This window comes from Limibacterium fermenti, assembly GCF_041902845.1.
GTDB classification, from domain to species: domain Bacteria; phylum Bacteroidota; class Bacteroidia; order Bacteroidales; family Dysgonomonadaceae; genus Limibacterium; species Limibacterium fermenti.
Genome location: NZ_CP159486.1, coordinates 1420417 through 1442708, shown reverse-complemented (window position 1 = coordinate 1442708; position 22292 = coordinate 1420417). Strand labels below are relative to the sequence as shown.

Annotated in this window: 16 protein-coding genes and 1 pseudogene; 8 read left to right on the top strand and 9 right to left on the bottom strand. The window is 43.6% G+C overall.

Going from position 1 to position 22292, the window contains the following annotated elements; translation table 11 throughout:
* Nucleotides 1-26 precede the first annotated feature (26 nt).
* Nucleotides 27-1274, bottom strand: coding sequence for an efflux RND transporter periplasmic adaptor subunit (locus tag ABNK31_RS06600; protein WP_418894886.1), 1248 nt, complete (start codon nucleotides 1272-1274; stop codon nucleotides 27-29).
* A gap of 498 nt (nucleotides 1275-1772) precedes the next feature.
* On the opposite strand from ABNK31_RS06600, the gene ABNK31_RS06595 reads away from it, so the two are divergent.
* A complete protein-coding gene (locus ABNK31_RS06595) occupies nucleotides 1773-2915 on the top strand; it encodes a hypothetical protein (RefSeq protein WP_418894885.1) in 1143 nt (380 codons plus the stop codon).
* Between the two features lie 284 nt (nucleotides 2916-3199).
* On the opposite strand, the gene ABNK31_RS06590 is transcribed toward ABNK31_RS06595, so the two are convergent.
* From ABNK31_RS06590 to ABNK31_RS06575, 4 genes and pseudogenes are all read right to left on the bottom strand, one after another.
* Complete coding sequence (locus ABNK31_RS06590) at nucleotides 3200-4654, bottom strand: SusD/RagB family nutrient-binding outer membrane lipoprotein (protein WP_418894884.1); 1455 nt, start codon at nucleotides 4652-4654, stop codon at nucleotides 3200-3202.
* Between the two features lie 18 nt (nucleotides 4655-4672).
* Nucleotides 4673-7943 (bottom strand): annotated as a pseudogene (locus tag ABNK31_RS06585) (SusC/RagA family TonB-linked outer membrane protein).
* 427 nt (nucleotides 7944-8370) lie between these two features.
* Nucleotides 8371-9108, bottom strand: coding sequence for a hypothetical protein (locus tag ABNK31_RS06580; RefSeq protein ID WP_418894883.1), 738 nt, complete (start codon nucleotides 9106-9108; stop codon nucleotides 8371-8373).
* Nucleotides 9109-9271: 163 nt separating this feature from the next.
* On the bottom strand, nucleotides 9272-10474 hold the full coding sequence (locus ABNK31_RS06575) for a uracil-xanthine permease family protein (protein WP_418894882.1): 1203 nt from the start codon (nucleotides 10472-10474) through the stop codon (nucleotides 9272-9274).
* A gap of 163 nt (nucleotides 10475-10637) precedes the next feature.
* Between ABNK31_RS06575 and ABNK31_RS06570 the strand changes: the two genes are divergently transcribed.
* From ABNK31_RS06570 to ABNK31_RS06540, 7 genes are all read left to right on the top strand, one after another.
* Nucleotides 10638-11156 carry a DUF4199 domain-containing protein gene (locus ABNK31_RS06570; RefSeq protein ID WP_418894881.1) on the top strand — a complete coding sequence of 173 codons (519 nt, stop codon included), beginning with the start codon at nucleotides 10638-10640 and terminating at the stop codon, nucleotides 11154-11156.
* A 24-nt stretch (nucleotides 11157-11180) separates the two neighbouring features.
* Nucleotides 11181-12131, top strand: a complete 951-nt coding sequence (locus tag ABNK31_RS06565) for a glycosyltransferase family 2 protein (RefSeq protein ID WP_418894880.1) — start codon at nucleotides 11181-11183, stop codon at nucleotides 12129-12131.
* A gap of 104 nt (nucleotides 12132-12235) precedes the next feature.
* Nucleotides 12236-13600 (top strand): MutS-related protein, encoded by a 1365-nt coding sequence (locus tag ABNK31_RS06560; RefSeq protein WP_321578927.1) that lies wholly within the window; start codon nucleotides 12236-12238, stop codon nucleotides 13598-13600.
* A 12-nt stretch (nucleotides 13601-13612) separates the two neighbouring features.
* Nucleotides 13613-14659 (top strand): FAD:protein FMN transferase, encoded by a 1047-nt coding sequence (locus ABNK31_RS06555; protein WP_418894879.1) that lies wholly within the window; start codon nucleotides 13613-13615, stop codon nucleotides 14657-14659.
* A gap of 3 nt (nucleotides 14660-14662) precedes the next feature.
* Nucleotides 14663-15250, top strand: coding sequence for a methylated-DNA--[protein]-cysteine S-methyltransferase (locus tag ABNK31_RS06550; protein ID WP_418894878.1), 588 nt, complete (start codon nucleotides 14663-14665; stop codon nucleotides 15248-15250).
* Between the two features lie 12 nt (nucleotides 15251-15262).
* Nucleotides 15263-16279 carry a hypothetical protein gene (locus tag ABNK31_RS06545; protein ID WP_418894877.1) on the top strand — a complete coding sequence of 339 codons (1017 nt, stop codon included), beginning with the start codon at nucleotides 15263-15265 and terminating at the stop codon, nucleotides 16277-16279.
* A 189-nt stretch (nucleotides 16280-16468) separates the two neighbouring features.
* A complete protein-coding gene (locus ABNK31_RS06540; protein ID WP_418894876.1) occupies nucleotides 16469-16873 on the top strand; it encodes a hypothetical protein in 405 nt (134 codons plus the stop codon).
* Between the two features lie 320 nt (nucleotides 16874-17193).
* Here ABNK31_RS06540 and ABNK31_RS06535 read toward each other — a convergent pair whose 3' ends face one another.
* From ABNK31_RS06535 to ABNK31_RS06520, 4 genes are all read right to left on the bottom strand, one after another.
* The gene (locus ABNK31_RS06535) at nucleotides 17194-18129 is read right to left on the bottom strand and encodes a ribose-phosphate pyrophosphokinase (RefSeq protein WP_418894875.1); all 936 of its coding nucleotides are present in this window, start codon (nucleotides 18127-18129) and stop codon (nucleotides 17194-17196) included.
* A 105-nt stretch (nucleotides 18130-18234) separates the two neighbouring features.
* On the bottom strand, nucleotides 18235-19932 hold the full coding sequence (locus ABNK31_RS06530; protein WP_418894874.1) for an alpha-amylase family glycosyl hydrolase: 1698 nt from the start codon (nucleotides 19930-19932) through the stop codon (nucleotides 18235-18237).
* A gap of 1 nt (nucleotide 19933) precedes the next feature.
* Nucleotides 19934-20788 carry a patatin-like phospholipase family protein gene (locus tag ABNK31_RS06525; protein WP_418894873.1) on the bottom strand — a complete coding sequence of 285 codons (855 nt, stop codon included), beginning with the start codon at nucleotides 20786-20788 and terminating at the stop codon, nucleotides 19934-19936.
* A 704-nt stretch (nucleotides 20789-21492) separates the two neighbouring features.
* Nucleotides 21493-22158 carry a hypothetical protein gene (locus tag ABNK31_RS06520; protein WP_418894872.1) on the bottom strand — a complete coding sequence of 222 codons (666 nt, stop codon included), beginning with the start codon at nucleotides 22156-22158 and terminating at the stop codon, nucleotides 21493-21495.
* Between the last annotated feature and the right edge of the window lie 134 nt (nucleotides 22159-22292).

Here is a 22292-nt window from a genome sequence, read left to right as displayed (position 1 = left end):
TAATTTGTAATTGATAATTTGCATTTCTACTCCTTCACCTTTATCTTATTCCTGTTGCGGTACTCCGACATATCGCTCACGACAACCTGCTGGCCCGGCTGCAATCCCGACACAACCTCTATATATTCGAAATTGCTTTCGCCGAGCTGGACTTTGCGTTTTTTGAGCGTCGAACCGTCGAGCACAAACAGTTCGTATGTCCCCTTGCCGGTATAATACGGCCCGTTGGCAATACGCATCACATCGTCTTTCACGGCGTTCATCACATACACATCCGTCTTTAAGCCCGAGCGCAGCCGGGGATGATTGTCGTCATCGAGCTGTACGGTGAATTGAATAATTCCGTTTTTCGACAAAGGCGTCACACTGCTCACAGCACCCGTCAACTGTTCGTTTCCGATCTTCACCACGACTTTATTTCCCGTCGCAATGCGATCGCCGTAACTGTCGGCAATCTCCCCGTCGATCTTAAAATGCGACAAATCGGAAACAATAGCCACTTGCGTCCCCTGCGGCACACGCACCCCGACCTGGTTGTTTATATACGTGAGAATGGCTTTGCGCGGCGAACGTATCTGCGCATCATTCAAGATGCGCCGCGTTTCGGCCAATGATTTCCGGAAAATCTCCAATTCAAGCTCCTGCACACGTAATTCGGCATCCGTCACCTTCTTGTCATTTTCGAATTTCTTGCGCGCCTGCTCCTGTTCGAGCCGCGCCACGTTATAACTCAGTTCCGTTTCACGAACCTTGTCAGTTGTTCCCGCACCGAGACTATCCAAATAACGTTCATTGCGTACCTCGACCTCCATTTTATCAATCTGCATATCATTTACTTTCAACTGCATTTCCATATCGCTCAACGTACTGCTGTTTTTGATTCGTTGCTGTTCAATACGGTATTGGCGCACCTGCAATTCATCGAGCATCTTGCGGTAATCCGTTTCAATTGTCTGCAAATCGAGTCTTAACAAGGGCGTACCCACATCAACCGAATCCCCGCCTCGTTTGTAGACTTCCACAATACGGCTCTCGATGGGCGTATTGATAATCTCTTCAAATGCAGGCGCCACTTTACCCGAGGCGCTGACGGACACTTCAATCGTTCCGGTATCGACCGTCGACAATTGAATGTTTTTCCTGTTTACAGAATCTCTCAGGAAGGAAATAACGAGTATGACAACCAGCACGCACACGCCTACGACTGCGACTAATTTAATCATCTTACGTCTTCGTTCCTTTCGTAATACTTCTTTGGGGATTTCTCGATCCATTTTATTTATTATTTGTACGAACACCTATGGACAAAGCTTATGCCAAAAGCATAAACATCTATATATCAACAATTGCAAATAAAGAGAGTGTCCGTTATCGAACAGCACCCATTAAATACGGACAATTCTTTTCTCGGATAGGGTTACGGAAACAGACTTTATTAATTTTTAACCTAAAGCAGAGCCTTTTCCCGCTGTTATCTATCGAAAATAAAAAAATAAAACATAAATTTGTAACCAAATAAGAAAGATGTTCTGTTTTGTCGACAAAAAGACTATAGACAGGTATCATATAACAGTTAAGGAATAATGGAAAGCTGCAAAGAATTCCATGTAAACGGAAAATAACGACAGTTTCCACAATTAAGATTTTCCCTTAGAGTTACAAAAGAACCGAATTATTTTGCTATCATTCACTTGTAACCCTATTTACTTGATACTATTTTGCCCATTAGTTGCCGACAAAAACATCGTTATTACAGTTAATTAGGAGCCAACATGAATAAAAGAATCTATCACTCCAGGAAAGATGAATCCTTACTATTCTCTAAAAATGAGGACCAATCGTTTTTAGAGAATCGAAATCTTTATGAATTACTCAACAAGAATCAACAGATTTTGCTTGATGCATTTTATCGAAAGCAAGTCAAAACATTAAGTGTGCGATGTCAGAATGTGCTCCATACTTATTCAATGGACGATTTTTGCCGCATGGCTATTTGCCGGCCGGGCTTTTCATTTCTTTCCCTTAGAAAAATCGGCATAGAATCCGCCAAACAACTGGAAGGCTTCAAAAAGGAAATGGTTGACGAAATACATCGCATAAACACGCTTAAGAATGAAGAGATATTGCTTGAAAACGTCATCATAGAATACGAATACAATGGCGATGAAACCATCATTATCTCCTTTTTGCACAAAAACGGCTATATACCGATGTTTTTATTGCTCGAAAACAGGTTGAATTCGATTCTTTCCTCCAAAGACAGGAATATCCTGCGCCAATGGTTTGAAATGAAAGGCGTTTATGAAAACAATTTACCGGAGGTTTCCATACAAAAAGAATATCTTACCCGTAAAAAAGTGGAGAAAATAGAGGAATCCGTATTAAGAAGTTTCTTCGACTTAGACTCTCCTTTTTTCTCCCATAAACAGGATTGGGAATATTACAATTACTTACTCTGCAAAACAGACATCATTACCCCTGAAAGCATTTCCTTGAAGAATTGCCTGCTGAAAGAACGGAGTCATTTATGGCCGGTTTTTGCCATACATGCGCTAGCGGTTATCTTTCATTCCCAACTGACTCTTTTCGGAGGAATCGAGAGTTCTTTACCTCCCAACCGGACTTGGCGAAGCGCTTATCTTATCCACCGTGAACTTTCGGAATCTTTTCTCTTTCAACAATTCAAAAACGAATTTCTCAAAGACGTAAAGCAAATCAAGCGGAATAGCGCTACAGAGATAGACTTGAGCAAATATCTTTTCCGTCCTTCCCTTTGTAAAAAAGCGGGCAAGCATTTCAGCGAACGAGTGCTGAAAATTCTTGGCTTTATAGTGAAATACGAATTTGGATATGAGGTTAAGGAAGGAAGATATGTACCCATTCTAACGACTAACGAACCTGCTTCATCCAATTAAAAACGCCATCAAAAAAAACTTCCGGCAGGTGTATGCTACCCGCCGGAAGGTTAAGAGCTTGTTTAAATTTTAGCGAAATATTTTGCTATAGGTAAAAAACAATTCTCAACTACTTTTTTATGCTCTTTCGAGCGTCTTTTTCACTTCTTGTTTTTGATTTAGCCCGCTAAATCTGCCATCAAGAAGCAAAAAATCCATCCCAAAACAGCTATAAAAAACTTTAGTTGTAAAATTTAAACAGGCTCTAAGAAGAATTTTATTTTATACTTTTACGATAATCCGCATTATTTTTGCCAAATCAGTTTGAGGTTAAAATCATCGCCGCCCATACTTTCTTTGGCTTTTTGATAATTCGCCAAATTCGTCCTTTGTAATGTAGAGGGATATTTAAACCGCCGGGGCATGACATTACCTATCGGAACACCCTCTCCGACAGGCATCTCGGGCATTCCCGTCCTATTATATTCAAACCATTGCTGATAATCACAAAAAAACAAGGCGTAATATTTCTGGATCATGATCCTCTCCAACGAATTGTCGTATTTCGTTTCGGAATTATCGAAATACCCTTCCGGAACAATGGCCCCCCATTGCGTGATAGCCGCTTCGACCGCTTTGCGATAATGACTCGCTGCATCGGAAGAGATAATCGACTTCTGAGCCAATTCGGCTTTGATAAACTCCACCTCGGCATACGTCATTAACGCTAATTTCATCGGCGCTTTTACGATACCCTGATTGGGCAGAGAACCGTTAAAGCTGGGCACCGTATTGTATCCGCTTGGCCATCCGAAATAAGATTTCACCCCGTCATTGGTCGTTTGCTGCGCGAAGATCGGCAATCGGGGATCGTTCCATTCTTTCAGATGATCGATAAAAAATTCCGATAACGCCTTATATGAAGTAAAATCTTGCGGGCGAGTCATAGGCGCTTCCAAAGGATATACCCCCGTAACAGGCAGTAAAGCGGCCTCGTCATTCGATTCGAATAGAGGATAGGCAACCGGATCATTGATTAGTTTCATGATTTCAGCTTTCGCATTCAATCCATTCACATCCAACACCCTTAATAAGACGCGGAGCTTAAGAGAATTCGCAAACTTCCTCCATTTAACGATCCCGGCCGATGTGGCTCCTGATGCCGGAGTTTCCGTATGATATAATAATTCCCCTTCGGGATTATACCGCAATCCCTGCGTTTCATCGAAAAGCAGATTGGCCGAATCCAACTCTTGCAGAATAGTCCGATAAATATCGATTTGAGAATCGAAAGCCGGCGTAAAAATCTTTTCATCGCCCCGTATGGCTTCCGTCATAGGAACATCGCCGAATCCCTCGACCAAAATCTGATAGAGCCAACTCTTCAAGACTTTTGCAATCGCCTCATAATTGGGTTCGTTCAACTCTCCGGCTTGTTCTTCCATTTCTTTTATATTATTCAACCAACGGTAATACGTACTCCATGTACCATCGCCCGCAGCATCCGTCATATAATACCACCCTAATCCACCGGTACTGTTAGTCGTCACAATGCCTTGCATCAAATGAAATGTAAAGCTGTTATATCGTTCCCAATTATAAGAAGATACATTGTATAGAACCGGGTTCAAGAACACGCCGGGGTTTGCTTGCTGCATGCGTGTGGGATCGGTGTTCAAATCGTCTAAGTCTTCACAAGAGGTGAAAGCAACCCCCATGATGAAGAATATGTATAGAATTGTCTGTTTTAATGCGTTCATTATATATAATTTAATCTATTAAAAGCTCAAATTTAAATTGATTCCATAGGATTTGGTAGAGGGCAACGACCCGTTTTCGATACCCACCACCATCGAATTGCCATCTAACGCGGCTATTTCCGGATCATACAGCGGATAATCGGTAATGGTGAGCAGATTTCTTCCATACACGGCAAAGGATGCAGCCGTAAAAGGAGTCTTTTGCAAAAGGTTGGGCGATAAGGCATATTCGAGCCTTATTTCCCTGAGTTTGATGTAAGAAGCATCAAAGGTGTTCGTCTCCACATTGGCCCGACGGTAATTTTCCTTGTTATACGCTTCGACGGTGACTAGTTTCGTGTTTTCACTATAACTTCCATCGGCATTTCTTATCACACCGGGCGCCACCATATAAATACCTCCCAATTGTATTAGCGAGGGATCATTTTTTATTCTCGGGTCGTCGGCGGCGATGTAGAACTCCGTGCCCGGAAGCCTGCCGTTGAGCGTATGGGCCAACTTACCCTGTTCGGTCATCTTATGAAAGGATTGCGAATACACCATTCCTCCCATTTGCCCATCAAAAAGGACGCCCAATTTGAAGCCTTTATATTTAAATTCGTTGTAGAATCCGGCTTTCCAATCGGGACTCGCATTTCCGACATATTCAATCTCGGGAGCTTTTTCGGGTAACCCGTTCGCCCCTATGACGACTTTCCCTTCTTCATTGCGAACCAACTTATATCCCCATAAATCGGAAACCGTACCGCCGACCGTACCGATTAAGGATACGACCGACCCGACCGTGGCAATCAACTGATTTTCATCGGAGCCTTCCGCTAAGGAAAGGATCTTATTCTTATTCATCGCCCACGTAACCATCGATCTCCACGTAAAGTCTTTGGTCGATACCGGTACGGCATTCAATTCTATTTCCAAGCCTTTATTGCGTACGCTACCCGAATTAATCGTCGCCCGCGAATAACCGGTTGTCGGATCAATGGGCGCATCTAAAATCTGGTTTTTAGTCGTATTGTAATAATACGTCAGGTCAATCCCTAAACGGTCGTTAAACATTCTGTAATCGATACCGACCTCGTAATTGGTAGATATTTCAGGTTTAAAATCGGTATTGAACAGCGTGGTGGGTAAAACCAACGAGCCTGAAAAATCGCTCGTTTCGTAGTATTGCGAGGTCTTGTAAGGCTCCGCATCGTTTCCTACCTGCGCCCAGGAAGCCCGAAACTTAAAGAAGCTAATTTGCGAGGGCATCGTAAACAATTCATTCAGAATAAAGCTGCTGCTTACCGACGGATAGAAGAACGAACGGTTTTCGGCCGGTAAGGTGGACGACCAATCGTTTCTCCCGGTGATATCCAAAAAGACCTTATTCTGATAGGCTAAATTCGCCATAAAGTAAAGGCTGTTAATCGCCTTGTTCCGGATAACCGTTCTTACCGAAGGATTGGAAGAGCCGTTGGATAATTTATAGACGCCCGGCGTTTTCAATCCGTTTACCGATGCAGCCAACAAATCATATTTTTGCCTCATCAGATTTCCTCCGCCGGCAACATTGATATGGAAAGCATCCCCAAAAATATGGTGATAGGTAACCAATGCGTCGGAATTCATTTCATAATCAAAGACATTTTCTTTTTTGAAAAAACCGTTTCCAAACACCACATCACTCATAGGACGATGCTGTTCCCTTTGATCGGAAGACAATTGAAGCCCCGACCGAACCATGACATCCAAATGGGGTGTTACATTCATGGTTGCCGAAAGCGAAGTAACATTGCTATGCTTCTCGGACGGATTTTCCGATTCATGTAATATCACGTAAGGATTACCGATATAGGTGCTATACGGCTGTAATTGTTTTATATTTTCTTGCCCCGTTCTCCACTTCGGCTTTAACCAATCGAGATTTACATTCGGGTTTTGAAAGATAAGGAAATAGGAAATAGAATTACTGTTATAACCCAAGGCGGGAGTATTGTCTAAACTTCTATTCGTATAAGAACTTCTATAATCCAACTTCACTCTTTTAGAAACCTGTTGTTGGCCCGCCACATTGAAAGAAAACCGTTCAAAACCGGTATTGGGCAAAATCCACTCGTTCTTGGTGTAAGTAACCGATGCCCTTACCGAACCTTTATCGTTTTTTCCGGTAATAGCAACGGAGTTGGTAGAGGTAAATCCTAGTTGAAATAAATCTTTCCGGTTATTCGGATAGCCGACCCAAGGAGTAGGCACAGCAGCTCTTCCTTGTGTAACGGGATCATATTGATAATAAAGTTGATTTGCATCAAACGCAGCTCCATAAGCGCTGCTTGTCCCACTCGTCCCGGAGTTTCCGTCGGGCGATGCCCCGTACGAATAATATTGTTTCCCGGCATATTCCGTGCCCGCCTTGCCGATATTCGTCGGCAACCCTTGTCCGAATTCATATTGGTAATCCGGCCATCTCATGACATCTTCAAAATTCAGGTTGGATGAAAACGTTACGCCGATACCTTTCGACGCTTTTTCGCCTGCTTTGGTCGTTACCAATAGTACGCCGTTGGCAGCCCTCGAACCGTAAAGAGCCGTCGCGCTTGCTCCTTTGAGTACCTGAATATTCGCGATATCATTGGGATTTATATCCGCAAAACCATTTCCATAGTCGATGGAAAGTTCCGCCGCCACTCCGGCGCCGTAAGCCATTCCCCGGATTGGAAATCGTATTACTCATCGGGACACCGTCGACCACAATCAAGGCGTTATTTCCATTCACATTCAGCGATACATCCCCACGCAAAGAAATCCGGGTAGAACCAATGGGGCCACCGGGTGACACGATATTCAATCCGGCCACTTTCCCGCTCAATCCGGCAGACCAATTCGCAGGCATGGTATTGGCAATAGATTCGCCATCCAGGTTTTCCGTAGAATATCCCAATTGCCGGGCTTCTCGCTTAATCCCTAAAGCGGTAATAACCACTTCGTCCAATAATTTCATATCCTCTTCGAGCGTAACATCCAAGACAGTCCGCCCGCTTCTCGCCACTTCGAGCTCCGTAAACCCGATATAGGAAAACACGATCGTGGCATTGGAAGAAGCATTCAAAGAAAAACGGCCTTCGATATCGGTAACCGTACCGTTATTCGTGCCTTTTTCAATAACATTCACTCCAATGAGCGGTTCATTATTGACATCCGTCACTTTCCCTTTCAACAAGGACGTTTGCGCAGAAATGCCGCCAGCAACTAAAAACAAAGCCAAAACCATCCATAGGCTATGGGCCCTAAAACAAATTCTTTTTCTCATAAAAAATGATGATATTACCTAATTTTTTTCGAGCGCAAAGGAATGAAATAGATGTTACAAAACGGTTAAAATTTTATGAAGTGTTTGTAACAAATAGTAGCGACAAACATTTTGCCAAAGAGCGCCACAAAACGACCTTAGAGAAAAGGAAAATATCCTTCGAAAACACGAAAATGGCTTTCGAAAAGATGAAAATGACTAAAGAGAATTAGAAAATCAGTATCGAGAAGGGGAAAATAACTTTATAAAACATCAAAATGGCTAAAGAGAACGACAAAACGGCTTTCGAGAAGATGAAATCGATTAAAGAGAACAGGATGCCGGGCAAAGAGAATGGGAACCCCACAAAAAAGAGAAGCCTACAATATAAATATAGCCTCCTCTTTGAAAAAGACAGAAAGACACGGACAAGGAAAGGCTTTATCTTTTATTTCTTATTTTCGCCCTCTTTTTCATCCTTACGGGGAGCGGCGTTCAAATTTTTAAGGATCTTGGAATAGGAAAATTTTTCACGCATCAATGGATCGCCCCGATGGAAAGAAGTCGCAATCTTTCCTATAGAAATTGTTTGGCTGTAAATTCCATTGAACTCGGTGACGACTTCCGCCGAGATATCCTTGCTGTCGCCTTTAAGGGTTTCTTGCTTCACATTCGCTTGTTGTACCGTTTCGTCTTTAGCGGCGGCAACGATGCGATCCAATGTTTCGGTAGCAATCCCGGTGGCAGTAAATTCCGTTTTCAACTCTTCCGTTAAACCAGTGGCGAAATGCGACAATAACTCGGCGATAGCCTCCTGATCTTTCTTGGACGCCCGTTTCCAGAAAGTAGCGTAACCCAATGCTTTTAAAATCTCGTCGCGGCGGAGCCTATTCGATTTATAATCCTCGCCGATTTGCGTTTTTACCTCTGAAAGGTCGATAAGCGCATCGTTGCATAATTTCTCCACAACCTCGGTAGCGGCATGCACTCCGGCTTTGGGGTCGATACCCAGATAGTTCTGAAATGCGTTGGAAATGCGTGTCTTAATACCCGTAAAAAACTCTATCGTCCAAGTACTGCGCTTGGATGAAAGGAAAGGTAGGTCGGCAATGGCATTGTCGATCATGATATTGCATGTAGTGAGCATTTCAACATCTTTACCTTGATAAATTCTTGTTATACTCATAATGATTCTTTTTATAAAGGTCGTTAACGATGCAAACTTACAAAAACAGTCGATACGTTATTCTCGACAAGCAAACTTTTTGAAGGAAAAAGCCGACAATTTAAACTTTATTACACATGCAACTATAATGGTTTGCATTGCTTCACATTTCGAGCGGGAAAATCTATTCCGATTCGTTCGCTTGTGACTTCGGTAATATCAAATTAAGCACCAAACCAATGACCGCGGAAAGACCGATACCCGAAAACGTAAAGCTTCCGGCTTGCAAGACCGCTCCTCCGATGCCGGTGGTAAGAATGAGCGAAACGATAACCAAATTACGAGTATTGTTCATATCGGTTTTATTCTGAATCATATTATTGATGCCCACGGCGGCAATCATGCCGAAGAGCAAGAGCATGATTCCTCCCAATACGGCTCCGGGAATGGATTTCAACACGGCGCTCACCTTCCCGATCAACGAAAAGACAATACCCGCAACAGCCGCCACCCGTATGACCGCCGGATCGGTGACCTTCGTCAACACCATGGCGCCCGTAACCTCGGAGTACGTCGTAACGGGAGGGCCGCCGATAAAGCCGGAGATACAGCAGGCAATGCCGTCGCCAAGCAACGTGCGGTGCAATCCGGGGTCTTTCATAAAATCCTTTTTGGTTACTTCGTTCACCGCATACACATTCCCGATATGCTCGATGACCGGCGCAATGGCAACCGGTATCATAAACAGCACGGCTTCCCACGAAAAGGCCGGTTTTACAAACTGGGGCAATCCGATCCAGGGCGCAGCCGCGACTCCCGAAAAATCGACTTGCCCCATGCATACCGCCGCAATATATCCTGCAATGATCGCCGAAATAATCGGAATGAGTTTAAAGAACCCTTTTGCAAACATACTGATCACCACCGCCGTGATTAACGAGATGAGGGCCAACATCCAGTTTTCCTGCGCCATACTCACCCCGGTTCCCGCCAGCGACAAACCGATAAGGATGATTACCGGCCCGATGACCACCGGAGGAAACAAGCGTTCGATGAGCCGCAAGCCTTGCCATTTGACCAGCGCACTCATCAGGAAATATACAAATCCCACCGCTACCAGTCCCGATAGCGTACCGGCCAATCCATATAGTTCCGTAGCTTTGATGATCGGGGCGATAAAAGCGAAACTACTGCCCAAAAAAATCGGGACAATGCCTTTCGTTACCAAATGAAAGACCAATGTCCCGACTCCCGCGGCGAAAAGCGCCGTCGATGGATCCAACCCTACCAACAAGGGTACTAACACCATGGCACCGAAAGCCACAAAAAGAAACTGCACGCCGATAATTGTTTTCGATGCCGCGCTTAACTGTTTTTCGTTTTCCATATTCTAAAATATGGGCACAAAGATAAAAAAATATTTCGAACCGGATGAACAATACAAAATGCAGAATTATGAATTGTCCATTCTCCATTATCCATCGTCAATTGTCAATTCTCTTCGGACATTCGGTAAAATTCATTACTTTTGCAGAAGAAAAAACAGTTTCATGCAAGAGGATAAAAGTCGATTATTGAGTTACGCAATGTACGCAGGTCTTTACTTAGGCCTGTTCTGGGTCGTACAGTACTTTTTCACCATGGCCGGAACGAATCATGCGATATTAGCCGTTATCGATTCGATTTTAAGCATCGGAACGCCCATTCTTCTTTTTTATTATTTAGTGAGGTATAAAAGGCTCATCATTCCCGACAGCCGGATGAATTATTGGCACGGCATGCAGTTTTCCATCCTGCTCTTCTTTTTTGCCTCCCTCCTCAAATCGGTCATCGTATTCATACACGTCAACTGGATCGACCCGATGTTTATTACAACGTTATATGACAACATGGTACAGATGGCGCAGTCGATGAAGATAGACGAAGCGTTGATCGCGAACATCTCCGAACAGCCCTACCCTACGCCCTCCAGTTATATTATCAATACGGTCATTTTGGGAAACGTTTTCATGGGGATGTTGCTCTCGGTGATTATTGTGCCGTTGGCCATGAACTATAAATCGAAATAGAACAAATCTTTTTTATCGACAGAAATGGATATATCAGTAGTCATACCACTTTATAACGAAGAAGAATCGCTGCCCGAACTACATGCCTGGATCAAACGGGTAATGGATGAAAATGCCTTCTCGTATGAAATCATTTTTGTAGATGACGGCAGTACCGACCGTTCGTGGCCGATCATCACCACAATCAGGAAATCATCTCCGGAGGTAAAAGCGATAAAGTTTCGACGCAATTACGGCAAATCGCCGGCGTTGTATTGCGCATTCCAAAAGGCGCAGGGCGATGTGATCATCACCATGGATGCCGATTTGCAGGATAGTCCCGACGAAATCCCCGCACTGTATCGCATGATAACCGACGAAGATTACGACTTGGTATCGGGATGGAAAAAGAAACGCTATGATTCGATATTGACAAAAAACATCCCCTCGAAACTCTTCAACGCTACGGCGCGTAAAGTCTCCGGCATCCGGCTGCACGACTTCAACTGCGGCCTCAAAGCCTATCGCCGGGCGCTGGTGAAAGATATAGAAGTCTATAACGACATGCACCGCTACATCCCCATTATCGCCAAGGAAGCGGGCTATACAAAAATCGGCGAAAAGGAAGTACATCATCAGGCACGCAAATACGGGAAGAGCAAATTCGGGGCAAGCCGCTTTGTAAACGGTTATCTCGACCTCATGACCCTTTGGTTCCTGAATAAATTCGGGAAAAAGCCGATGCACTTTTTCGGTTTGTGGGGAAGCGTCATGTTTATACTGGGGTTCTTCGCCATTGTGGCGGTAGGCGCCATGAAGCTCTACGACATGCAGCAGGGCAATCCTTACCGCTTAGTCACCGAATCGCCCTATTTTTATATTTCGCTGACGATGATGATTCTCGGTACGTTATTATTTCTCGCGGGGTTTTTGGGTGAACTTATTTCGCGCAACGCCCCCGAGAGAAATCATTATAAAATAGAAGACGAGTTTTAATTGAAAGTTGCACAGAGAGACGTGGAGTAACCGTTTCGATGAACCGCTTGCCGGCGTTTACGGATAAAGCGAACTTTTAAACAGGCGCAATTAAACAATAAACGATGGGATTCGAATTAGATGAACAAACAAAAAATGATTTAGGAATTTTCGATGTTTCTATCGGAAAATCCCTTTATGATTTGTTTGATCTTTGTATCTCATACGGCGGGAAAAAAAGATTACGAAAAATCATGTCGGAGCCTTCTACCGATAGACATTTCCTAATGAACCGAAGCGACACGATCGCTTACTTTCAATCCCACAGCCGCTCCATTTCGCACTTGGATATCGATAAAAACAGCCTCGACTTTATTGAACATTACTTAAATTATCACGATCAGCCGACTCGAAAGCCCAACAAATTCAGCGCTATGGAAAAAGGCTTTATGTATCGGATAAAACCCAATAACGACTATTACATCATTGAAAGGGGTATCGATTATACGATTGAGTTATTGAATAACATCCGAGACTTTTTCACCGGCCTTGACGGGACGGAACTACCGGAATATCTTCATTCTACGCGCGTACAGATGGAGGCTGTTTTCAAAGAGAAAGAATTTACCGCGGTATCCGGCATAAAAAATCTGCGTAAATTAAAAGCGGTTGAAATCGCTAATTTCGATTATATGTTCCGTTATACGCATCGATATCAAATCGATTATTTTGTTGATTTAATCTATTATTTGGATGTGTTGACGGCTATGGCGAAAGCAGCCGATAAATATCACTTGTGTTATCCCGAGCTGCGCCCTTCGTCGGAACAAATCATCCAAGCCGAAGGCCTTTTCCACCCATTGCTCAAAAATGCCGTGGGAAATGACCTGAGAATGGATGCCGGAACGAACATGATTTTTATAACCGGGCCGAACATGTCGGGCAAATCCACGTTCTTAAAATCATTGGGAATTGCCGCATACTTGTCCCATATCGGATTTCCTGTCCCTGCGGTAACGTTTAAAATAAGTATCCTTTCGGGAATTTACTCCACCATCAATTTAAAGGATAATATCCAATTGAATTACAGCCATTTTTATTCCGAAATAAAAAGAATAAAAGATATTGCGGAAAGGCTGGAAAATAAAACCGACAGGCTAGTCATTTTCGATGAATTGTTCAGAGGAACAAATGTGAAAGACGCTTTTGAAGGATCGCTTGCCATCATTTCGGCTTTTGCACATACGAAACGGTCTTTTTTCGTGATATCCACCCATATTTTGGAAGTGGCTGAGCGCTTAAAAGAAGAAAACATCCGATTTGTTTATTTGGAGACCATCAATAAAAATGGAATTCCTTTCTATACCTACAAAATAAAAGAAGGGGTTTCCAATGAACGATTAGGGATGTATATCATTCAAAAAGAAAAGGTGATCGACTCTATAAACGAGGCAAATAAAAGGATAAATGAATCAAAAAAAGAAATTTAATAAGAAACAGCAATGCAAAGACAATCCGTTCTTTTTATTTTTTTTCTACTCTTCCTGTTACCCGGGCTAACTTCTTGCAAACAAAAGGGAGAGAATAAAAAAGATTACCGTTATTTTCACGAACAAGGGGAAATATTTCATACGGCATATCATATAAAATATACTTACGACCGGTCGTTAGGGGAAGAGATTGTGGATGAGCTGCATCGGTTCGAGGTTTCGTTGAATCCGTTTATGGAAAACTCCATCATTTCGAAAGTGAACCGCAACGAACCCGTACAGTTGGATTCCTTTTTCATTACGGTATTTAATAAGGCCGAGGAAGTTTCCGGCGTAAGCGACGGCAAATTCGATATCACCGTCTCTCCGCTGATCAATGCTTGGGGTTTCGGATTCGACAATCCGGACAACGTCACTCCGGAAACGATCGACAGCTTAAAAGAGTTTGTCGGATACCGCAAAATATCCATCGATGCAAAGGGCAACATCGTAAAAACCGATCCGAGGGTCCAACTCAATATGTCGGCGATTGCCAAAGGCTATTCATGCGATGTGATTGCCCGTCTGCTTCAACGTCATGGCATCGAGAACTATTTGGTAGAAATCGGCGGAGAAATCGTAGCCAAAGGTATCAATGAAAAAGGCGAATGCTGGCGCATCGGAATTGATAAACCGACCGACGATCAAACGCCCGCTTCCCAGGAATTACAAACCGTGCTTTTGTTATGTGACAAATCGATGGCTACCTCCGGAAACTATCGCAATTATTACATCAAAGACGGCAAAAAATATGCCCATACCATCGACCCGTACACCGGATACCCTTCCGAAAACGAAATGCTCAGCGCTACGGTACTGGCCGACGACTGCATGACGGCCGATGCCTATGCTACGGTATTTATGGTGGCCGGACTGAACGAATCGGTGAAACTGGCCAGAACGTTACCGGGCTTGCATTACTTTTTTATTTATGCAAAGGCCGATGGTACTACAGGCGTGGCTTACTCGGATGGTTTTGAAGAGTTTTTCGCCGATAAACTGGATATTTTAATACAATAAGTTATGAACCGAAACAATAAAAAAACAACTACTGAGTCCAAACGCGTTGCAAGCAACGTATCTATTGAACCTTTGCAGGCTGACGAAATACGGGGATTGCGTATAGAGTATGAACTTTACGAGACCATTGGCGGAGAAACCCTTATCGCTTCGACCCCCAAAGGTATCTGCTTCCTGGCTTTCGGTTCCAGCGAAAAAATCATCGAAGAATTACACCGGAGGTATCCGGGAGCTTTGTTCGACAAACGATCGAACACATTGCACCGACGGGCATTGACGCTCCTCGAAGGAAAGCCGTCGGACACGTCGCTTCCTTTACACATCCGGGGTACCGAGTTCCAAACAGACGTGTGGAAAGCCTTGTTATCCGTTCCTAAAGGCAAAACAACCACCTATCGTTCTCTCGCGCAATCGGCAGGTCATCCGGGAGCCATTCGTGCGGTAGGCACGGCCATAGGAATGAATCCGGTATCGTACCTCATCCCGTGCCACCGGGTTATCCGCAGCGACGGCAAGTTGGGAGGTTACCATTGGGGCATAGAACGAAAACGAGCTTTTCTCGATCTCGAGCAAAAAACCGATCACCACTAACTCATAAAGAATATGAAATTAATGCATGACCGTTCTCTGTTTGTTTTATTTTTTGTCAGTTTTTTTATTCCTTCTATTTGCGCACAGGAGGCAGATTCGGTTTCTTATCCGAGCATGAAGATCTCCGGAACACTGAAAAACAAGTTCGAATATGCCAGCGAAACAGGCATGTCGCGCTTTTCCGTGCGTAATTCACGTATAGGGGCTTCAGGAAACATCAACTCGTTTTCGGGCTACAAAGCGCAAGTCGAATTAAGCAATGAAGGCCGCTTCGAAGTATTGGATTTGAGCGGATCCTTAAAGCCGGTCGACGGGCTTTCCTTAACGCTCGGTCAAACCAGCGTGCCCATTTTCAACCAATACATCGTAAGCCCTTCCGAAATGATGTTTGCGAATAGAGCGTTCATTGGAAAATATTTTTTAAGTACACGCGATTTAGGTTTTAGAGCGGATTATGAATTTAAAATCGGTTCGGTCCCCTCTTCATTTGAATTGGGAATCTATAACGGCAACACCATTAATGATCCGGTATGGCGCGATCGCTTATCGTATGGCGCCCGGCTGGCCGTAGGCAGCATGAAGGGATTTCGCAGCACGATAAAATATTACGATTATCAAAATGAAGATATTCACTATCTTTTTTATGGCGCCGATCTTCGCTATGAGGCGCGTAATTGGAAATTGGAAACCGAGATCATGAAAAGAGACAGTCGCGTAGAAGCTGAAAGCGATATGCTTTCTTATTATTTTCAAGGGGCCTATTTTATTCCTTTAACGAAAAGCCGCTTTTTCGACCGGCTGGTTCCGGCTGCCCGATGGGATGCCATTGACAAGAATCCGGACAATAAAGGATTCGATGTCAATCGCCTGACCGTGGGCTTGGGCTTCGCCTTTGAACAAAAAAACATTTCCTCGATCCTTCGTCTCGACTATGAATGGTACTTCATCGAAAATGAACTCGATATACTCAATAAATATCCCGAAATGGATTCCGATAAATTTACCGTCGAACTGGTTTTTACGTTCTAAGAAAATGCAGGGACGGGAGGTTGGACGTTGGAGGTTAGAGACCGGAGACCGAAGACCGAAGACCGAAGACCGAAGACCGAAGACCGAAGACTGAAGACCGAAGACTGAAGACCGGAGACCGAAGACCGAAGACCGAAGACTGAAGACCGAAGACTGAAGACCGGAGACTGAAGACATTAGACATTAGACATGAATATATCAGATAATAACAGAATTACGCCCGACTATATTTCGGATTTGAACGATAACGAAATATTTGTTTTTGGAAGCAACCTCGAAGGCTATCATGGCGGCGGGGCAGCTAAAATGGCCTATGAGAGATTCGGAGCAATATGGGGGCAAGGTTGCGGTTTGCAGGGCCAATCCTACGGCATCCCCACGATGCATGGAGGCGTAGAGGTCATTCAACCGTATGTAGAAGAGTTTATCGATTTTGCCGCCGAACATTCCGACCTCACGTTCTTAGTAACGCGTGTCGGATGCGGGATAGCCGGTTTTCACGAATCGGAAATCGCCCCGTTGTTTAAACGCGCGCTTTCCATCAAGAATATATGGCTTCCGGCAGGATTTGTGAAAATCCTCACGGAAGAATAATAGAATTTAAAAGAGGCCGTCTCAAATTCGCATCTTTTATTTTATTCAAAATCCTTGGGAAACACAGTCCGGTCTTTTACCGTTCCGTCCAATAAGCGGATCCAAGTAACAAACTCCCGCGTACCTTCTTTCAGTTCGACAATCCGGGCATTACCGGCTCACCCGTAACCACATCGCCGGCAAACTGAACAATTTTAAAAGTCCCGTCCGCCTTGAAATTCAACTTCTATGCATGCGCAGAGAATCCTACCGAAAAAAGGAAAAGCCACAGAAACAGCTTCTTGATGATATCGTTTCTCCGCATACCAAAAGTTTTTTAATTATACCACATATAAAGAACTAATAGACTCATTATTATAAACCCGGATAATGGAGTTGGCAAACATATCGGCAACCGAAAGTATTTTTACTTTTTCCGACTTTTTAGAATAAGGTATGCTGTCGGTAAAGATAATTTCTTTTAGTGCGGATTGATTCACCCGTTCCGACGCCGGATCGGACATCACGGCATGGCTGGCGATAGCTCTTACGGAGTTAGCCCCTTTATCCATAATTAAATTAGCGGCCTTGGTAATGGTTCCCGCCGTATCGACAATATCATCGATAATCAGCACATCCATCCCCTTTACATCGCCGATAATCTGCATATCGGAAACTTCATTGGCTTTCTTCCGCAATTTGTAACAGATCACCATCGGACATCCTAAAAACTTGGAATAAGCGCTGGCGCGTTTCGTGCCTCCCACATCCGGTGTCGCGATCACCATATTACTCAAGTCCAATCCTTTCAAATAATCGATAAAAACCCCCGAAGCATATAAATGATCTACCGGGACATTAAAAAATCCTTGAATCTGATCGGCATGAAGATCCATTGTGATCAACCGGTTGATTCCCGCCACATGCAGTAAATCTGCAATGAGTTTGGCAGCGATACTCACACGGGGCTTATCTTTCCGGTCTTGCCTCGCCCATCCGAAATAAGGAATCACGGCGACAATGGATTTGGCGGATGCACGCTTTGCGGCGTCGATCATCAACAATAATTCCATCAGGTTATCGGAATTGGGAAACGTAGATTGAATGAGAAATACCTGCTTACCACGTATAGATTCCTCATAAGATACGGCAAACTCACCATCGGCAAAATGTTCGATGATCATATTTCCCAACGGACATCCAATGCTGTTACACACTTTTTCGGCAAAATAACGAGACTTGGTGCCGGAGAAAATTTTAAACGGCCTTTCCTGCATGCTGTTTTATACTATAGTTTAATTAATATTGTTTGAACAAGACTACTCTCTATTGATTGAATTTTTCGCCACAAAAGTACAAAAACTACTTCTAATAAAAAATGTTTACAAAGAAGAAATCTTATACGCTTCTCCCGAGTGTGCTCCAAGAGTCACTTTGAGAGAGCCTTGCGGCGAGAAAAATAATTCCGCGCCATCTCCGCTAAATAACGGTCGCGCCTTTCCCCCTTGTAAATGATTTAACTCAAAGAACGCATAAGCATGCGGAGGAATATGAATGGAGACCTCTTTGGCATGATTATCGAAATTGACCACGACCACGATTAACTCTTTTTTGTCGCTGCGAAGGAATGCGAACTGTTTGGTCGAGTCGAAATCGGGATTATCATAATTAGCCGGCATCAAGTCATAAAACAATCCCTGCGAAAGCGCCCTTTCGTTATGGCAGCTTTTTATGAGTTTGGAGTAAAACTGCTGCAACCGTTTTTCTTCCACGGTCAGTAACTCGTCATTCCATTTGCCTCCATTGTTCCATCGCCGCACCGTATCCACCGACCAATAGTCAAAGATCGTGGTACGGCCGTTTTTACCGCTATATCCCTCTTCATCCATACCTCTTTCTCCTAACTCTTGTCCGAAATAAATCATAACCGGATTTACATTCAGGCACGACGTTAATACCATGGCGGCAATTCCTTTGTCGCCGCTCTTCAGAAAATAATCGGAGGCGAGACGCTGTTCATCGTGGTTTTCCATAAAATTCAACATTTTATGCTGTATATCCCCTACATTGTTCAACGTAAACGTAATATCGGATGCCGGCCGATATCCGCACGACACATCACGGAGCACGTCATATAATCCGACTTTATCATAAAGATAATCGAAGACCGTATCGGCTAAGAAATCCCGGTATCCGGAAGGATTATATATTTCGGCGATAAAAAGCAATCCGGGATACTGTTCTTTTATTTGCGGAACAACCCACCGCCAGAATTCCAAAGGAACCATCTCGGCCATATCGCAGCGGAAACCGTCGATTTGTTTCGCAGCCCAAAACAGCAAGATATCTTTCATCTTTTTCCAAGTATCGGGTACCGGCGAAAAATAAGTCTGGCGGCCGTTCAGATAATCGACTCCATAATTGAGCTTTACTGTTTCGTACCAATCATATTGTGTCGGATTATTGGTAAAGCAATCATTTCCGGTTACTTTTGCCGGCTCCTCGTGATACCGGGCATGCGTGAGTTTTGCCGGCGCTATTTGCAGGTGCAACGCTTCGCCGGGCAGATAATAAAAGTTGTTTTGAGGGGAAAAAGCGACGGACGGATCGTCGTGTTCCCCAAAATCTTCGATACCGGCAGGTTTATTAACCGATCGGTAATTTCTGGCCAAATGATTCGGTACAAAATCGATAATAACTTTCAACCCGGCTTTGTGTGTACGATCTACCAGCTCCTCGAATTCCTGCATACGGTTCTCCACGTGCACCGCCAAATCGGGATCCACATCATAATAATCGCGGATACTATACGGCGATCCGGCATTTCCTTTGATAATTTCAGGATATTGTTCGGGAATGCCGTAACGCGTATAATCGGTTATGGAAGCATGAGCCAGCACACCGATATACCACACATGGGTATAACCGGCGTCTTTGATAGTTTGAAGCGCCGTATCGGTGAAGTCGTTAAACTTTCCACATCCGTTTTCCCCGATGCTTCCGTTCTGGATATTGTTTGCCGTCCGGTTTCCGAACAATCTCGGCAACACTTGGTAGATAACTATTTTATGGGATTGCATGCTAATTATTCCGTTTAATATAATGAATGATCTTTTCACTGAATTCCTTATACCGCAGGCACCGCCTGACGATTTTCAACGACGCTTCTTCGCCCATGGTATGGGCTGCACAGGTATACCCTAATTCTGAGATCGTATCGATATTATTCAAATCGAACATGGTGTATTTTTCCACGCCCGGGGTTTCAATCAAGATATCGCATAGTTTTTTATCTATTAGGGTATTCGCGTTAGACATCAGATTAAATGTCCGTTCGGCCATTTTCCGTATATTATTCTTTTCAGCGGGGGGAATCATGAGCGACACATTGACTCCGATTACGAATTTGCATTGTTTGCGAATGACCGAGACAGGAAAGTTTTTAAATAATCCTCCGTCTACATAAGCTGCGCCATCGATATATTGCGGATGAAAGACAATGGGCACAGAGCACGACGCGACAACCGATTCCACCAAATTATCACCTTGCGAAAAAACAACGCTCCGGGCATTATTCCAGTCCGTAGCTACAGCCACAAAAGGAATTTGCAACTGCTCAAAGGTTTTCGCCCGGAGGTTACTTTTCAGGAACTTATAAAGTCCGGTACTCTTAAAAAATCCGGTTTTGGGTAACGTGAATTCAATAAATTCACGAAACTCACGGCCTTTGAACAAATCGGAAATTTCAAGAGGATGAAACCCGTCGGCATACAACACTCCGGCCAACGCACCGGCACTGGTCCCGGCAATGATGTCGGGCTTCAACCCGTATTGTTCCAGTACATTCAAGGCTCCTAAGTGAGCAAAGCCTTTTGCTCCTCCTCCACTCAAGGCGTAACCTAAATAGTAGTCATATTTATTACGGAACACAGCCATATTTTCGCCTTATTTTCAAGTAATTTTAGCGTTACAAATATGGCACTTTTTTTCGGGTTATTCAAATAATCACGAGGCTATTTTTTACTGAAGGTGTTATTAAGAACAGCTTTCTCATGTTACCGAGATTACTGTTTATTTCTATAACGGTTTCACAATAAAACCCTGATTCTGCAATAATTCAACTGGCTATGACAGGAATCGTATCGTATTGTGCCGGATTATTGTTTTTATCGGCTTTTCCTGCACAGGACAAAAGAAAGAGTAAAAGTAAAAATAGGATATGATTTGTTTGTCTCATTAATGAATAATTTTAGTTATTGATAAAGTGTAAAACATACAGTAGGCACCTGACCTATCCAAGTTATTTTTACCCAATCGGAAAGTAGGAAGAGTTCTAAATACGGAACAACCGTTTAATTTCATGTTGTTATATTTTTTAATAAGGGTTTGATTATGTATTTCTGAAAACTACGTTCAATTGTACATATGGAGTACCAGAAAGTATGTTATTTTTCCTCTTAAAAATCTGAATATAGATATCAAGGTAATGGGCATCTGTCGATTTAGATAAAGAGAAGTAACGGCAGACGCCTTAGCTAATCCAAGTTGTTTTTGCCTAATTGGATAATGCCAAGAGGTATTGATAATAAATAAATGACGGATTTCATATTTATAAATATGGTTCTTCTTATAATATATCCTTATTTCTTTTCTTCTTCCTTTGAACTTCCGCCCCGGTCGATAATGATGCGGGCGTTCTTGTAATCCCTGTAAAAATCGGTGCCGGCGAACATCGTCATCAGGCTGTCGAGCTTGTACAGACTCTGACGTTGTTCTTTCTTCACTTCGGGAATGGTCTGGTTATGGCGTTTGCGTTCCAGGGTCAGGTTACGGGGTTTGTCCGTCAGCGCTTCATACGAATCCATCAACGTTTTTAGACCGGCCATTTTCGTTTCGTCAACGTCATAATCTACCAACAACGGCACCAACGGCAACACGCGATTGTAAATGTCTTCGACCTTGTGGAAAGCTGTTTCTTCTCCCATATTCACGAGGAACCCGCGGCTGACCCGCAGTTGGTCGTGCAATCCGTAGTCGCCGGTATCGAGGGCATAGATCGATACCCTCCGGGCGATCGCCGCTGCCTCTGCGTACATCTCGAGGGCTACGGCATCCTTATTATCCGTGAAACCTTTGGTTACGATAAGCGAGCCTATGGCATGCGGCTCCATTTTTTCCACAGCCGAGTCGAATGTGTTTACTTCCTTGGCTACTCTTGGTTTTTCCTTCCAAACCGGTTCGTATTGGTGGAGGACTTCCTTCACGTTACGAGCCATTCTTTGTGAATTAGAATCTCTCGTATTCATAATGGATTTATTTTTATATGTTTATATTTAAAAACGCCCAAGTTTAGGAAATAATTTACGGAGTAATGACTTCCACAAGTTAATCAAAGTTAAGCTTTGAATTGTTTTAAGATTAATATGGTCAATAAAAACTA

What these genes read in the sequence shown, in the direction of transcription:
- ABNK31_RS06580 (WP_418894883.1), bottom strand. Translation starts at nt 9,108, where the DNA reads ATGAGTATAACAAGAATTTATCAAGGTAAAGATGTTGAAATGCTCACT.
- ABNK31_RS06520 (WP_418894872.1), bottom strand. Translation starts at nt 22,158, where the DNA reads ATGAATACGAGAGATTCTAATTCACAAAGAATGGCTCGTAACGTGAAG.
- ABNK31_RS06555 (WP_418894879.1), top strand. Translation starts at nt 13,613, where the DNA reads ATGCAAAGACAATCCGTTCTTTTTATTTTTTTTCTACTCTTCCTGTTA.
- ABNK31_RS06560 (WP_321578927.1), top strand. Translation starts at nt 12,236, where the DNA reads ATGGGATTCGAATTAGATGAACAAACAAAAAATGATTTAGGAATTTTC.
- ABNK31_RS06565 (WP_418894880.1), top strand. Translation starts at nt 11,181, where the DNA reads ATGGATATATCAGTAGTCATACCACTTTATAACGAAGAAGAATCGCTG.
- ABNK31_RS06595 (WP_418894885.1), top strand. Translation starts at nt 1,773, where the DNA reads ATGAATAAAAGAATCTATCACTCCAGGAAAGATGAATCCTTACTATTC.
- ABNK31_RS06545 (WP_418894877.1), top strand. Translation starts at nt 15,263, where the DNA reads ATGAAATTAATGCATGACCGTTCTCTGTTTGTTTTATTTTTTGTCAGT.
- ABNK31_RS06550 (WP_418894878.1), top strand. Translation starts at nt 14,663, where the DNA reads ATGAACCGAAACAATAAAAAAACAACTACTGAGTCCAAACGCGTTGCA.
- ABNK31_RS06525 (WP_418894873.1), bottom strand. Translation starts at nt 20,788, where the DNA reads ATGGCTGTGTTCCGTAATAAATATGACTACTATTTAGGTTACGCCTTG.
- ABNK31_RS06590 (WP_418894884.1), bottom strand. Translation starts at nt 4,654, where the DNA reads ATGAACGCATTAAAACAGACAATTCTATACATATTCTTCATCATGGGG.
- ABNK31_RS06575 (WP_418894882.1), bottom strand. Translation starts at nt 10,474, where the DNA reads ATGGAAAACGAAAAACAGTTAAGCGCGGCATCGAAAACAATTATCGGC.
- ABNK31_RS06600 (WP_418894886.1), bottom strand. Translation starts at nt 1,274, where the DNA reads ATGGATCGAGAAATCCCCAAAGAAGTATTACGAAAGGAACGAAGACGT.
- ABNK31_RS06535 (WP_418894875.1), bottom strand. Translation starts at nt 18,129, where the DNA reads ATGCAGGAAAGGCCGTTTAAAATTTTCTCCGGCACCAAGTCTCGTTAT.
- ABNK31_RS06570 (WP_418894881.1), top strand. Translation starts at nt 10,638, where the DNA reads ATGCAAGAGGATAAAAGTCGATTATTGAGTTACGCAATGTACGCAGGT.
- ABNK31_RS06540 (WP_418894876.1), top strand. Translation starts at nt 16,469, where the DNA reads ATGAATATATCAGATAATAACAGAATTACGCCCGACTATATTTCGGAT.
- ABNK31_RS06530 (WP_418894874.1), bottom strand. Translation starts at nt 19,932, where the DNA reads ATGCAATCCCATAAAATAGTTATCTACCAAGTGTTGCCGAGATTGTTC.